A 12,824-nucleotide genomic window follows, 5' to 3' on the forward strand; every position below is an offset into this window, starting at 1 on the left:
GCGGTCGGAGACAGTCTTGAGCCGGGTCCGGATAGCGACGTTTGCCGTGTTGTCGCTGGCGTACCCGCTGCTGGTGTACCTGGCGCTGGACCGCTTCGAGCCGCGCTGGCTGGCGCTGCTGCTGTTCGCGCTGGCGGCGCTGCGCGCGGCGGCCACCCGGCAGCCGGTGTGGCTGGTGGCCGCGGCCGGCACCGGGGTGCTGGCGCTGGCGGCCACGGTGCTGAACCAGGTGCTGCCGCTGAAGCTGTACCCGGCGCTGGTGAACGCGGTGATGCTGGTGGTGTTCGCCACCAGCCTGCGTTTCCCGCCGACCGCGGTGGAGCGCATCGCCCGGCTCAGCGAACCGCAGCTGCCGGGCTTCGCCGTGGCCTATACCCGGCGCGTGACCCAGGTCTGGTGCGGGTTCTTCATTCTCAACGGCGGCCTGGCCCTGGTCACGGCGCTGTGGGCGTCGAGCCGGGTCTGGGCGCTCTACAACGGATTGTTGGCGTACGTGATGATGGCGATTCTGTTCGGTGCCGAGTGGCTGGTGCGGCGACGGGTGAAGGCGGCCCACGCGCATGGCTGAGTGGATCGCGCTCGAACGCATCGTCGCCGATGCGGCCGACCCGGCGCGGGTGGTCGGTTACCGCGACGGCGCCGTGGTCGAACACGCGCAGTTCCGGCGCCAGGCGCTGGCCTGGCGGCGGGCGTTCGCCGCCGCGCCCGGCGACGACTGGGCGCTGTACTTCGACGATGCGCTGGACTTCGCCGCCGCGCTGTTCGGCGCCTGGCACGCGGGCAAGCGGGTGTTCCTGGGCGGCGACAACCTGCCCGGAACCCTGGAACGGCTGCGCGGGCACGTGCAGGGTTTCGCCGGCGACGTGCCGGCCGCCTACGCGCCGCTGCCGGCGGCGACGGAAGCAGAAACGGAAACGGCACTGCCGCCGCTGGACCTGGACGCGCTGCAACTGGTGGTGTTCACCTCCGGCAGCACCGGCGAACCGAGCGCGATCGGCAAGCGTGCCGCGCAGCTGGCGCACGAGGTGGACGCGCTGCAGGCCGCGTTCGGCGCGCAGCTGGGCGCTGCGCGGGTGCACGGCACGGTGGCCCACCAGCACATCTACGGGCTGCTGTTCCGGGTGCTGTGGCCGCTGGCGGCCGGGCGCCCGATCATGCCGCGCACCTTCTTCCACGAGGACCTGGTGGCGGCGCTGGCGCGGCACGATTCGGTCCTGGTGGCGACCCCGGCGCACCTGAAGCGGTTGCCGGAGCAGCTGGACTGGCGCGCGCTCGACGGCCGCCTGCGCGCGGTGTTCTCCTCCGGCGGCGCGCTGCCGGCCGAATCCGCGCAGGCGGCGCGGGAACTGCTGGGCGTGCCCGCCACCGAGGTGCTGGGCAGCAGCGAGACCGGCGGCATCGCCTGGCGCCGCTGGAACGGTGGCCAACCGGCCTGGCAACCGTTGCCGGGGGTCGAGTGGCGGATCGAGGACGACTGCCTGGCGGTGTCCTCGCCGCACCTGGACCGGCCCGGCTGGTGGCGCACCCAGGACCGGGTGGAAGCCGATGCCGCGGGCGGCTTCCGCCTGCTCGGCCGCGCCGACCGCATCGTCAAGATCGAGGAACGGCGGGTTTCGCTCGAGGCGCTGGAGCAGCAGCTGCTGGCGCACCCGGCGGTGGCCGAGGCCAAGGTGCTGGTGCTGCCGGGCACGCGCGAGCAGCTGGCGGCGGTGATCGTGCCGACCGCCGAAGGCTGGCGGCAGCTGCACGCCGGCGACCGACGGCAGCTGTCGCAGGCGCTGGCCGCGCACCTGGCGCCCAGCCACGACGCGGTGACGCGGCCGCGGCGCTGGCGCTTCGTCGAGGCATTGCCGATCAACGCCCAGGGCAAGAGCACCGCGCAGGCGCTGGCCGCGCTGTTCCGGCCGCAACTGCCGCAGGTGCGCTGGCTGCGCCGCGAGGCGGACGCGGCCGAACTGGAAATGCGGCTGCAGCCGGAACTGGTCGCGTTCGACGGCCATTTCCCGCAGGCGGCGATCCTGCCCGGGGTGGTGCAGCTGGACTGGGCGGTGCGCTACGGCCGCGAGGCCTTCGCCATGCCGCCGCGCTTCCTGCGCATGGAAACGCTGAAATTCCAGCACGTCGCCCGCCCCGGCGACGTGCTGACGCTGACGCTGGGCTGGGACCCGGCGCGGCGGACCCTGGGCTTCCGTTACGTCTCCGCGCACGGCACCCATGCCAGCGGCAAGGTGCTGTTCGGCGATGACGCCTGAAGCGGCCGCCATGACGCCGGAGGACCGGTTCGACCCGCTGGTGGTCATCCCGGTGTACGACCACGAGCACGCGATCGCCGGCGTGGTCCAGGGCGTGCTCGCCAGCGGCCTGCCGTGCCTGCTGGTCGACGACGGTTCGCATGCCGGCTGCGCGCGCGCGCTGGATGCGCTGGCGGCCGCGCACGCGCCGCGGGTGGCGCTGTTGCGGCTGCCGGACAACCGCGGCAAGGGCGGGGCGATGCTGGCCGGTTTCGCCGAGGCCGGGCGCCGCGGCTGCAGCCACGTGCTGCAGATCGACGCCGACGGCCAGCACGACCCCGGCGACATCCCGCGCTTCGTGGCGCTGTCGCGGCAGTCGCCGCAGGCGGTGATCTGCGGCATCCCGGCCTACGACGCCAGCGTGCCCAGGGCGCGGCTGTATGGCCGCTACGCCACCCACGTCTGGGTCTGGATCAACACGCTGTCGCTGCGGATCCGCGATTCCATGTGCGGGTTCCGGCTGTATCCGCTGCCGCCGGTGCTGCGCCTGGCCGGGGAGGAGACCATCGGCCGGCGCATGGATTTCGACAGCGAGATCCTGGTGCGGCTGTTCTGGCGCGGGGTGGAGGTGGTCAACCTGCCCACCCGCGTGACCTATCCGCGCGACGGCGTCTCCCACTTCGACGTGTGGCGCGACAACCTGCGCATCAGCCGCATGCACGCGCGGCTGTTCTTCGGCATGCTGCGGCGCGCGCCGCGGCTGCTGGCCGCGCGCCTGCGCCCGGTCGCCGATCGATGAGCGCCGTCGCACGCACCCCGCACTGGGCCGAGATCGGCGAGTCCACCTCGGCCGCCGGCATCCTGTTCCTGTGCGGCGTTTACCGCTGGTTCGGGCGCTGGCCGTACCGGCTGTGCGTGTACCCGGTGGTGCTGTGCCACTGGCTGGGCAACCGCGTCGCCCGCCGCGCATCGCTGCAGTACCTGCAGCGCCTGCAGGACCATGCCGGGGTGCTCGGCGGGCCGCCCGGCTGGCGGCACGGCCTGAAGCATTTCGCGCTGTTCGCCGACACCCTGCTGGACAAGCTGCTGGGCCTGGGCGGGCGCTACCCGCGCGAGCGCATCCACCTGCAGCGCGAGCTGATGCTGGAGAAGATCGCGCGTGGCGAGGGCGGGCTGATCCTCACCGCGCACATCGGCTGCCTGGAGCTGTGCCAGGTGCTGGCCGAGGAGGTGCCGGGCTTCCGCATCACCGTGCTGGTGCACACCGCGCATGCGCAGCGCTTCAACCGCCTGCTGCAGCGGCTGGACCCGCTGGCCTCGGTCGAGATCCTGCAGGTGACCGACATGGGCCCGGCCACGGCGATGCAGCTGGCGCAGCGCGTGGCCGACGGCGGCTTCGTCGCCATCGTCGGCGACCGCGTGCCGCTGCGTGGCGGCCGCACCGTGCCGGCGCCGTTCCTGGGCCACACCGCGCAGTTCCCGATCGGCGCCTACGTGCTGGCCGCGGCGCTGGCCTGCCCGGTCTACACCATGGCCTGCACGCACGAGGGCGACGGCTACTGCGTGCGCTTCGAGCACTTCAGCGACCGCATCGTGCTGCCGCGCGGTTCGCGCGACGCGGCGCTGGCCGCGCAGGCGGCGCATTTCGCCCGGTGGCTGGAAACCCAGGTCGTGCGGGCGCCCTACGACTGGTTCAACTTCTTCCCCTTCTGGGATCAGGCATCTCATGACAAGTAACGCACTTCCCGCGCAGCGCTTCGGCGATGCGCCGCTCCGCATCGAGGACGTGGTCGCGCTGTCGCAGCGGCGCGCCACCGCGGCGCTGTCCGACGATCCCGGTTTCCGCGCGCGCATCGACCGCGGCGCCGAGTTCCTGGACCGGCTGCTGCGCGAGGACGGGGTGATCTACGGCGTCACCACCGGCTACGGCGACTCGTGCACGGTCAACATTCCGCCGGCGCTGATCGAGGAGCTGCCGCACCACCTGTTCACCTACCACGGCTGCGGCCTGGGCCGCTACCTGGACGAGGCCGAGACCCGCGCGGTGATCGCCGCGCGCCTGGCCTCGCTGGTGCGCGGCATGTCCGGGGTGTCGCGGCCGTTGCTGGAAGGGTTGGTGACGCTGCTGCGGCACGACGTGCTGCCGCTGATCCCGGCCGAGGGTTCGGTCGGCGCCAGCGGCGACCTGACGCCGCTGTCGTACGTGGCCGCGGTGCTGTGCGGCGAGCGCGAGGTCATGCATCGCGGCCAGCGCCGGCCGGCGGCCGAGGCGCTGGCCGAGATCGGCATGGCGCCGCTGCGGCTGCGGCCCAAGGAAGGCCTGGCGATCATGAACGGCACCGCGGTGATGACCGCGCTGGCCTGCCTGGCCTGGCAGCGCGCCGACTACCTGGGCCGGCTGGCCACCCGCCTGACCGCCTTCAACGTGCTGGCCAGCGACGGCAACGCGCACCATTTCGACGAGGTGCTGTTCGCCGCCAAGCCGCATCCCGGCCAGACCCGCGTCGCCGCGCGCCTGCGCCGGGACCTGCACAGCGGCCGCCCGCCGCGCAACGAGCAGCGCCTGCAGGACCGCTATTCGCTGCGCTGCGCGCCGCACGTGATCGGCGTGCTGGAGGACGTGCTGCCGTTCCTGCGGCAGCTGATCGAGACCGAGCTCAACAGCGCCAACGACAACCCGCTGATCGACGCCGAAGGCGAGCGCATCCTGCACGGCGGCCATTTCTACGGCGGCCACATCGCCTTCGCGATGGACGCGCTGAAGAACGCCGTGGCCAACCTGGCCGACCTGCTGGACCGGCAGCTGGCGCTGCTGGTGGACGCGCGCTTCAACCATGGCCTGCCGGCCAACCTGTCCGGCGCCAGCGGCGCGCGGGCGCCGATCAACCACGGCCTGAAGGCGCTGCAGATCAGCGTCTCGGCGTGGACCGCCGAAGCGTTGAAGCAGACCATGCCGGCCTCGGTGTTCTCGCGCTCCACCGAATGCCACAACCAGGACAAGGTGAGCATGGGCACCATCGCCGCGCGCGACTGCCTGCGCGTGATCGAGCTGACCGAGCAGGTGGTCGCGGCGATGCTGATCGCCGCCCGCCAGGGCATCGGCCTGCGCCAGCGCCAGGGCATGAACGCCGAGCTGCACGATGCGGTGGCGGCGATGCACGAGGACCTGTGCGCGCGCATCGCGCTGGTGGAGGAGGACCGCGCGCTGGACGGCGAGCTGCGCGCGCTGCTGGACGACATCCGCACCGAACGCTGGAACCTGTATGTCGAATGACCTGAGCCTGGCCGTGGAGCTGTCGCCGGCGTTCCACGACTGCGATCCGATGAACGTGGTCTGGCACGGCAACTACTTCAAGTACCTGGAGATCGCCCGCTGCGCGCTGCTGCAGCGCTACGACTACGACTACCCGCAGATGCGCGAGCACGGCCACCTGTGGCCGGTGGTGGACGCGCGCATCAAGTACATCCGCCCGCTGCTGTACGGGCAGTCGTTGCGGGTGCGGGCGCAGATCGTGGAGTGGGAGAACCGGCTGAAGATCGCCTACGAGATCCGCGACGCCGGCAGCGACGCGCTGCTGACCCGCGCCCACACCATCCAGGTGGCGGTGGACGCGGCGACCAACGAGATGCTGTACCTGTGCCCGCAGGTGCTGTGGGACAAGCTGGGAGTGCAACCGCAATGAACGTCTTCCTCCGCGCGCTGATGCGCATGTCGCAGGCCGCCATGCTGGCGGCGGGCCTGCTGGCCGGGCTGCCGGCGCAGGCCGCCGACGAGCTGGACGCGATCCGCCAGCGGGTGGCGCAGGTCGAGGTGCTGCGCGGCGAGTTCAGCCAGGAAAAGCAGATGGCCGGCTTCAACAACCCGCTGCGCTCGCAGGGCAGCTTCCTGCTGGCGCGCGAGCGCGGCGTGGTCTGGACCACGCTCAAGCCGTTTCCCTCGGAGATGGTGCTGACCGGCGACCGCATCCTCAGCCGCCAGCGCGACGGCAGCCGCCGCATCGAGCTGGACGGCCGCCAGCAGCCGGCGCTGCGTTCGGTCAACGCGATGATGTTCGCGCTGATGAGCGGCGACGTGCAGGCGCTGTCGGCCTCGTTCCAGGTCGAGGCCGAGCTCCTGCCCGGCGACGGCTGGCGGCTGCGGCTGACGCCGCGCCCGGGCATGCTGGCCAAGGCGTTCACCGCGCTGCGCCTGAGCGGCGACCGCTACGTGCGCGAGGTGGAGATCGAGGAGGCCAACCAGGACCGTACGACGATCCGCTTCAGCGCGCTGAGCGAGACCCCGGCGCAGCTCAGCGCCGAAGAGGGGCGCCGCTTTGACTGAACCGGGAATGCCGCCGGACCGCCCGCTACGCTGGTGGCGCTGGCTGGGCCTGGCCTGGCTGCTGCTGCTGGTCGGGCTGGGCGTGCAGCAGTGGCAGCTGTGGAAGCAGGCGCCGCGGATCGACACCGACATCCTGGCGCTGCTGCCGCAGGACGCGCACGACCCGCTGCTGTCGGACGTGACCCGGCGCATCGCCGATGCCAGTTCGCGGCAGATCGTGGTGCTGCTGGGCAGCGCCGACGCGACCGCGGCCCAGGCCGCCGACGCCGCGTTCCGCGAGCACCTGCAACGGCAGGGAAGCGCGCTGCTGAAGCCGGCCGGCTCGATCGAGGGCTGGTTCGAGCAGGCGCGCACCTTCTATGCGCCGTACCGCGACCGCCTGCTGACCGCGGAGCAGCGCCGGCAGCTGCGGCAGGAAGACGGCGCGGAACTGGCGCAGGCCGCGCTGGCGGCGCTGTACGGGCCGATGGGCGCGCCGCGCCTGACCGAGTGGCGGCAGGATCCGTTGGGGCTGTGGCCGCAGTGGTGGCAGCAGCGCGCGCTCGGTTCGGGCCTGCGCATGGGCGAGGACGGGCTGCTGGAGGCCGATGGCAGGCACTGGTCGGTGCTGCAGTACGAGACCCGCGGCTCGGCGTTCCAGCTCGACGGCGAACGCCATCTCGACGCGCTGCTCGACGATGCGGCAGCGGCCGCGCGCCGCCACGCGCCGGACCTGGAGCTGCTGCGCGCCGGCGTGCCGCTGCATGCCGAGGCCGCGGCGGTGCAGGCCAACCGCGAGATCAACACCATCGGCTGGGGCTCGCTGGCGGCGGTGCTGCTGCTGGTGTGGCTGTCGTTCCGCTCGCTGCGGCCGATCCTGCTGGTGGCCGCCTCGCTGCTGATCGGCTGCGGCGTGGCGCTGGCGGCGACGGTGCTGGTGTTCGGCAAGGTCCACGTGCTGACGCTGGTGTTCGGCGCCTCGCTGGTCGGCGTGGCCGAGGACTACGGCATCCACTGGTTCGCTTCGCGCCAGGCCGAGCCGCGCGAGCGCCGCTGGGCGCTGCTGCGGCACCTGCTGCCGGGGCTGTGGCTGGCGCTGCTGACCAGCGCGCTGGCCTACCTGGCGCTGGGACTGGCGCCGTTCCCGGGCCTGCGGCAGATGGCGCTGTTCTCGGTGGTCGGGCTGGCCGCGGCGTTCCTGACGGTGATCTTCTGGTTCCCGTGGCTGGACGGCGGGCAGATCCGCAGCACCGGCTTCTCGCGCTGGCTGGGCGGCAGCCTGGAGCGCTGGCCGCGGCTGCAGGGCCGGCGTGCGCCGCTGGCGTTCTTCGTCGTGGTCGCGCTGGTGGCCGGTGCCGGGTTGTCGCAGCTGCGCAGCGACGACGACCTGCGCAGCCTGCAGTCCTCGCCGCCGGCACTGGTGGCGCAGCAGCTGCGCATCGGCCAGATGCTGGGCATGCCCAGCCCGGCGCAGTTCTACCTGGTGCAGGGCGCCGACGCCGAACAGCTGCTGCAGCGCGAGGAGGCGCTGGTGGCGAAACTGCAGGGACTGGTGGACCAGCAACGCATCGGCGGCTATCGCGCGATCAGCGACTGGCTGCCGTCGCAGCGGCGGCAGCAGGCCGACGCTGCGCTGACCGCGGCGGTCGAGCCGCCGGTACTGCGGCAGGTGGGCGAGGTGGTGGGCGAGGAACTGCCGCGTCCGGATTTCGTGGCGGCGCCGTTGCAGGCCGCCGCGTTCCTCGCCGCGCCGGTCTCGCAACCGTTCCGCCACCTGTGGCTGGGCCGGATCGGCGACGGCCAGGCCTCGGTGGTGATGGTCGACGACCTTTCCCGCGCCGACGCGCTGGCCGTGCTGCAGCAGCAGGCCGACGGCCTGGAGGGCGTGCGCTGGGTCGACCGCACCGCCGATTTCTCGCAGTTGCTCGGGCACTACCGCAAGCTGATGGGCGCGCTGCTGCTGGTCGGCATCGTGCTGGTGTTCGCGGTGCTGTACTGGCGCTACCGCGCGCAGGCGTGGCGGGTGTTCGCGCCGACCGTGGCCGCCGGCGTGCTGACCGTCGGCCTGCTCGGCCTGGCCGGGCAACCGCTGCAGCTGTTCAACGTGCTGGCGCTGCTGCTGCTGCTGGGCATGGGCATCGACTACGGCATCTTCCTGATCGAACACCGCGGCGATGCCAGTGCCTGGCTGGCGGTCTGCGTGGGCGCGGCCAGCACCTGGCTGTCGTTCGGCCTGCTGGCGCTGTCGGCCACCCCGGCGCTGCGCGCGTTCGGCCTGACCCTGCTGTTCGGCATCGGCCTGGTGTGGTTGATCTCGCCGCTGTTCCGGCCGTCCGCGGCCGCCACGGAGGTGCCGTGAACGGGCAGCCGGACCTGCAGCCGCATCGCGCGCCGCGCGGATCCGCCGCGCTGCGGATCGAAGCGTGCCAGGCGGCCGGCTCCGACGCGGCGGCCAATGCCGATGCGATCGACTGGGCCGCCGCCGAACTGCCGCGCGCCTGGCCCGACGCCGCGCCCTGGTGGCGCCCGGCGATGCTGCGGCAGGTGCTGCCGCGCTTCCTCGGCCGCCGTCGCGGCAAGGTGCGGCTACCGGCCGGGCTGCCCGGGCTGCAGCCGATTCCCAAGTACCTGCTGCAGGAATTCCACAACCTGCCCAACGGCAACTACTCCGACTGCGTCACCGGCGGCTACATGACCGGCTTCGACCGGGTGATGCTGGGGCACATGGCGCACGGCCGCCGGCGCGTGGCCGAAAGCCTGCGCGGTGCGGCGCGCGCGCTGGACGTGGGCAGCGGCGGCGGGCACCTGGCCGCGGCGATGAAGCAGGCCGGCATCGCCGAGGTATGGGCGCTGGAACCCTCGCCCTACCTGCTGCGCCAGGCCGCACGCCGCCATGCCGGCTCCGGCATCCGCTGGCGGCAGGGGCTGGCCGAGGACACGCGATTGCCCGACGGCCACTTCGACGCGGTCGGGGTGAGCTTCGTGCTGCACGAGATCCCGCCGCACTACCTGCGCCGCTTCTGCGCCGAGCTGCGCCGCATCACCCGCCCGGGCGCGCGGTTGGCGGTGCTGGAACCCTCGCCGCTGCAGTGGCGCCACGGTGCCGGCTGGATGCTGCGGCGCTTCGGCTGGCGCGGCCTGTACTTCCGCTGGTTGGCCGGGTTCGTGCACGAGCCGTTCCTGGCCGCCTGGCACAAGCTGGATTTCCCGGCGCTGCTGCGCGAGCACGGCTTCGAGCCGGTGATCGACGAGAGCGGCTGTCCTTCGCGCTTCCTCCTCGCCCGCCGTGGCGATTGATTCCCCTACGACCCCGACAAAAGGAAAGGTACGCATGACCGTTGCCATGGAAAGAACCGAAGTGCTGATCATCGGCGCCGGCCCGGCCGGCTCGGTGGCCGCGGCGATGCTGCGCCAGCAGGGACGCCAGGTGCTGATGCTCGAGCGCCAGCAGTTCCCGCGCTTCTCCATCGGCGAGAGCCTGCTGCCGCAGAGCATGGAGTACATCGAGGCGGCGGGGCTGCTGCGCGACGTGGTCGAGGCCGGCTTCCAGTACAAGAACGGCGCCGCCTTCGTGCGCGGCGAGCGCGCCACCGAGTTCGATTTCCGCGACAAGTTCTCCCCCGGCTGGGGCACCACCTACCAGGTGCAGCGCGCCGACTTCGACAACGTGCTGGCGCGCGGCGCCGAGCGCATGGGCGCCACGCTGCGCTTCGGCGACGAGGTGCTGGCGGTGGAGCCGGGCGCGCAGCCGCGGGTGACGGTCCGCCGCCCCGACGGCAGCGAGTACCTGATCGAGGCCGACTTCATCCTCGACGCCAGCGGCTTCGCGCGGCTGCTGCCGCGGCTGCTGGACTTGGAATCGCCGTCCAATTTCCCGGTGCGCGGCGCGATCTTCTGCCACGTGCGCGACCACATCCCGGCCGACGCCGGCTTCGACCGCAACAAGATCCTGATCACCACCCATCCCGAGCACGTGGACGTGTGGTACTGGACCATCCCGTTCTCCAACGGCTGCTGCTCGCTGGGCGTGGTCGCCGAGCCGTCGTTCTTCGAGCGCTACGAGGGCGACGACCTGCAGAAGCTGCAGGCCATCGTCGGCGAGGACCCGAACCTGACCCGGCTGCTGAAGGACGCCGAATGGGCGGTGCTGCCGGTGCGCCGCATCACCGGCTACTCGGCCAACGTCAAGTCGCTGTGGGGCGAGGGCTATGCGCTGCTGGGCAACGCCGGCGAATTCCTGGACCCGGTGTTCTCCTCCGGCGTCACCATCGCCTTCAAGTCGGCGCAGCTGGCCAGCGAATGCCTGGCGCGCAGGTACGCCGGGCAGCAGGTGGACTGGGAGGCCGAGTTCGCGATCCCGCTGCGCGCCGGGGTCAAGACCTTCCGCCGCTTCGTCGAGGCCTGGTACGCCGGCGGCTTCCAGCAGATCATCTTCCACCCCGAACAGCAGCCGGACGTGCGGCGCATGATCAGCTCGATCCTGGCCGGCTATGCCTGGGACACCAACAACCCCTACGTGGCCGACGACAGCGGCCGCCGCCTGCGCGTGCTGGAGCAGCTGTGCGCCGGCTGATCGCGCTGCTGCTGACCTGCGTGCTGGCGGCCTGCGCCAGCACCCGCGCGCCGGCTCCGGCGGTGCGGCTGCCGACCCTGCAGCTGCCGCCGGCGGCGTTGCCGCAGCCGTTGCAGCTGCAGCAGAAACTGCATTTCAGCTTCGGCCGGCACCAGCGCGAGCTGGATGCGCTGCTGGAAGCCGACGCCGGGTCGGTGCGGCTGGCGGTGCAGGCGATGGGCCAGACCGGCGTGCGCCTGCAGTGGGACGGCCGCGAGTTGACCCAGCAGCGCGCGCCGTGGCTGCCGCCGCAGGTGCGTGGCGAGCGGGTGCTGGACGACCTGCAGTTCGCGCTGTGGCCGGCCGCGGCGATCCGCGCGGCACTGCCGGCGGACTGGGAACTGCGGGAAGACGGCGGCGTGCGCCGGCTGCAGCGCGACGGCATCGCCTGGCTGGTGCTGGAAGCCGGCGAAGACGGCGTGCTGCGGCTGCGCAACCTGGCCGAGGGCTACGAACTGGAGATCGAATCGGTGGCGATGGACGGAAACGGACCGTGAACGGCATGGCGGTCTATCTGGGAGAACCGGGCATCGTCTGCGCGCTGGGCGCCGACCGCGCGCAGGTGCGCGACACCCTGTTCGCCGACGTGCCCGGCGGGCTGCGCGACAACCCCGACCTGCTGCCGGGGCGCACCCTGGCGCTGGGCGAGGTGGCTGGCGCGCTGCCGTCGATGGACGACCTGGCGCTGCCGCTGCGCGGCCGCAACAACGCGCTGCTGCGCGCCGCCTGCCGGCAGATCCTGCCGCAGGTACAGGCCGCGGTGGCGCGCTACGGCCCGGCGCGGGTGGCGGTGGTGGTGGGCACCAGCACCTCGGGCATCGGCGAGTCGGAGAACGCGCTGCGCCACCACCGGCGGCAGGGCGACTGGCCGCAGGACTTCCACTACGGGCAGCAGGAAATGGGCACGCCGGCCGAGTTCCTGCGCCGCGAGATCGGCGCCACCGGGCCGGCCTGGACCCTGTCCACCGCCTGCTCGTCCAGCGCCAAGGCGCTGATGTCGGCGGCGCGGCTGCTGCGCTCCGGCGCGGTGGACGCGGTGCTGGCCGGCGGTGCCGACTCGATGTGCCGCTTCACCGTGGCCGGCTTCAGCGCGCTGGAATCGGTATCGGCCGCGCGCTGCAACCCGTTCTCGCGCAACCGTTCCGGCATCAACATCGGCGAGGGCGCGGCGCTGTTCCTGATGACCCGCGAGCCGGCCGCGGTGCGGCTGGCCGGTTGGGGCGAATCCTCCGACGCCCACCACATGTCGGCGCCGGACCCGCAGGGCCGCGGCGCGATCGATGCGCTGCGGCAGGCGCTGCAGCGCGCCGGGCTGGTGGCCGCGCAGATCGACTACCTGAACCTGCACGGCACCGCGACCCCGCACAACGACGCGATGGAGAGCCGGGCGGTGGCCGAAGTGCTGGGCACGCAGGTGCCGGCCAGTTCCACCAAGCCGCTCAGCGGCCATACCCTGGGCGCTTCCGGCGCGATCGAGGCCGCGCTGTGCTGGCTGACGCTGGCCGACAACCCGGAGCGGCGGCTGCCGCCGCACTGGTGGGACGGCCAGGCCGATCCGGAACTGCCGGCGCTGGCGCTGGTCGCCCCCGGTGCGCGCGCGGCGCGCCCGCCGCGGCATGCGCTCAGCAATTCTTTCGCTTTCGGAGGCAGCAACGCGGTGCTCGCGTTCGCACGGGAATGA

The 12,824-nt window shown here is 72.7% G+C and carries 12 protein-coding genes; all 12 read left to right on the top strand.

Features of this window, described 5'->3' with window-relative positions:
- The first annotated feature begins 16 nt into the window (after positions 1–16).
- Genes OK345_RS12300 through OK345_RS12355 form a run of 12 tightly spaced genes read left to right on the top strand, consistent with a single transcriptional unit; the run spans position 17 to position 12,824 of the window.
- Positions 17–568, top strand: coding sequence for a COG4648 family protein (locus tag OK345_RS12300; RefSeq protein ID WP_265128274.1), 552 nt, complete (start codon positions 17–19; stop codon positions 566–568).
- The gene (locus OK345_RS12305) at positions 561–2,252 is read left to right on the top strand and encodes an ApeI family dehydratase (protein WP_265128275.1); all 1,692 of its coding nucleotides are present in this window, start codon (positions 561–563) and stop codon (positions 2,250–2,252) included. The genes OK345_RS12300 and OK345_RS12305 overlap by 8 nt, the downstream gene beginning before the upstream one ends.
- Entirely contained in the window at positions 2,242–3,030 is a 789-nt protein-coding gene (locus OK345_RS12310) for a glycosyltransferase family 2 protein (RefSeq protein ID WP_265128276.1), read from the top strand. The genes OK345_RS12305 and OK345_RS12310 overlap by 11 nt, the downstream gene beginning before the upstream one ends.
- Positions 3,027–3,968 carry a lysophospholipid acyltransferase family protein gene (locus OK345_RS12315; RefSeq protein ID WP_265128277.1) on the top strand — a complete coding sequence of 314 codons (942 nt, stop codon included), beginning with the start codon at positions 3,027–3,029 and terminating at the stop codon, positions 3,966–3,968. The genes OK345_RS12310 and OK345_RS12315 overlap by 4 nt, the downstream gene beginning before the upstream one ends.
- Positions 3,958–5,505 (top strand): HAL/PAL/TAL family ammonia-lyase, encoded by a 1,548-nt coding sequence (locus OK345_RS12320; RefSeq protein ID WP_265128278.1) that lies wholly within the window; start codon positions 3,958–3,960, stop codon positions 5,503–5,505. Before OK345_RS12315 ends, OK345_RS12320 begins: the two co-directional genes overlap by 11 nt.
- Positions 5,495–5,914 carry an acyl-CoA thioesterase gene (locus OK345_RS12325; protein ID WP_265128279.1) on the top strand — a complete coding sequence of 140 codons (420 nt, stop codon included), beginning with the start codon at positions 5,495–5,497 and terminating at the stop codon, positions 5,912–5,914. The genes OK345_RS12320 and OK345_RS12325 overlap by 11 nt, the downstream gene beginning before the upstream one ends.
- A gap of 20 nt (positions 5,915–5,934) precedes the next feature.
- The gene (locus OK345_RS12330) at positions 5,935–6,552 is read left to right on the top strand and encodes an outer membrane lipoprotein carrier protein LolA (RefSeq protein WP_265128360.1); all 618 of its coding nucleotides are present in this window, start codon (positions 5,935–5,937) and stop codon (positions 6,550–6,552) included.
- 7 nt (positions 6,553–6,559) lie between these two features.
- Positions 6,560–8,890: an MMPL family transporter gene (locus OK345_RS12335; RefSeq protein WP_265128280.1), complete on the top strand. Its 2,331-nt coding sequence runs from the start codon at positions 6,560–6,562 to the stop codon at positions 8,888–8,890.
- The gene (locus OK345_RS12340) at positions 8,887–9,828 is read left to right on the top strand and encodes a class I SAM-dependent methyltransferase (protein ID WP_265128281.1); all 942 of its coding nucleotides are present in this window, start codon (positions 8,887–8,889) and stop codon (positions 9,826–9,828) included. Before OK345_RS12335 ends, OK345_RS12340 begins: the two co-directional genes overlap by 4 nt.
- A gap of 34 nt (positions 9,829–9,862) precedes the next feature.
- Positions 9,863–11,104 (top strand): NAD(P)/FAD-dependent oxidoreductase, encoded by a 1,242-nt coding sequence (locus OK345_RS12345; RefSeq protein WP_265128282.1) that lies wholly within the window; start codon positions 9,863–9,865, stop codon positions 11,102–11,104.
- Positions 11,092–11,640, top strand: a complete 549-nt coding sequence (locus tag OK345_RS12350; RefSeq protein WP_265128283.1) for a DUF3261 domain-containing protein — start codon at positions 11,092–11,094, stop codon at positions 11,638–11,640. Before OK345_RS12345 ends, OK345_RS12350 begins: the two co-directional genes overlap by 13 nt.
- 5 nt (positions 11,641–11,645) lie before the next feature.
- Complete coding sequence (locus OK345_RS12355) at positions 11,646–12,824, top strand: beta-ketoacyl-[acyl-carrier-protein] synthase family protein (RefSeq protein WP_265128361.1); 1,179 nt, start codon at positions 11,646–11,648, stop codon at positions 12,822–12,824.

Origin of the sequence: Xanthomonas chitinilytica (genome assembly GCF_026107455.2) — a bacterium.
Taxonomy (GTDB): domain Bacteria; phylum Pseudomonadota; class Gammaproteobacteria; order Xanthomonadales; family Xanthomonadaceae; genus Stenotrophomonas; species Stenotrophomonas chitinilytica.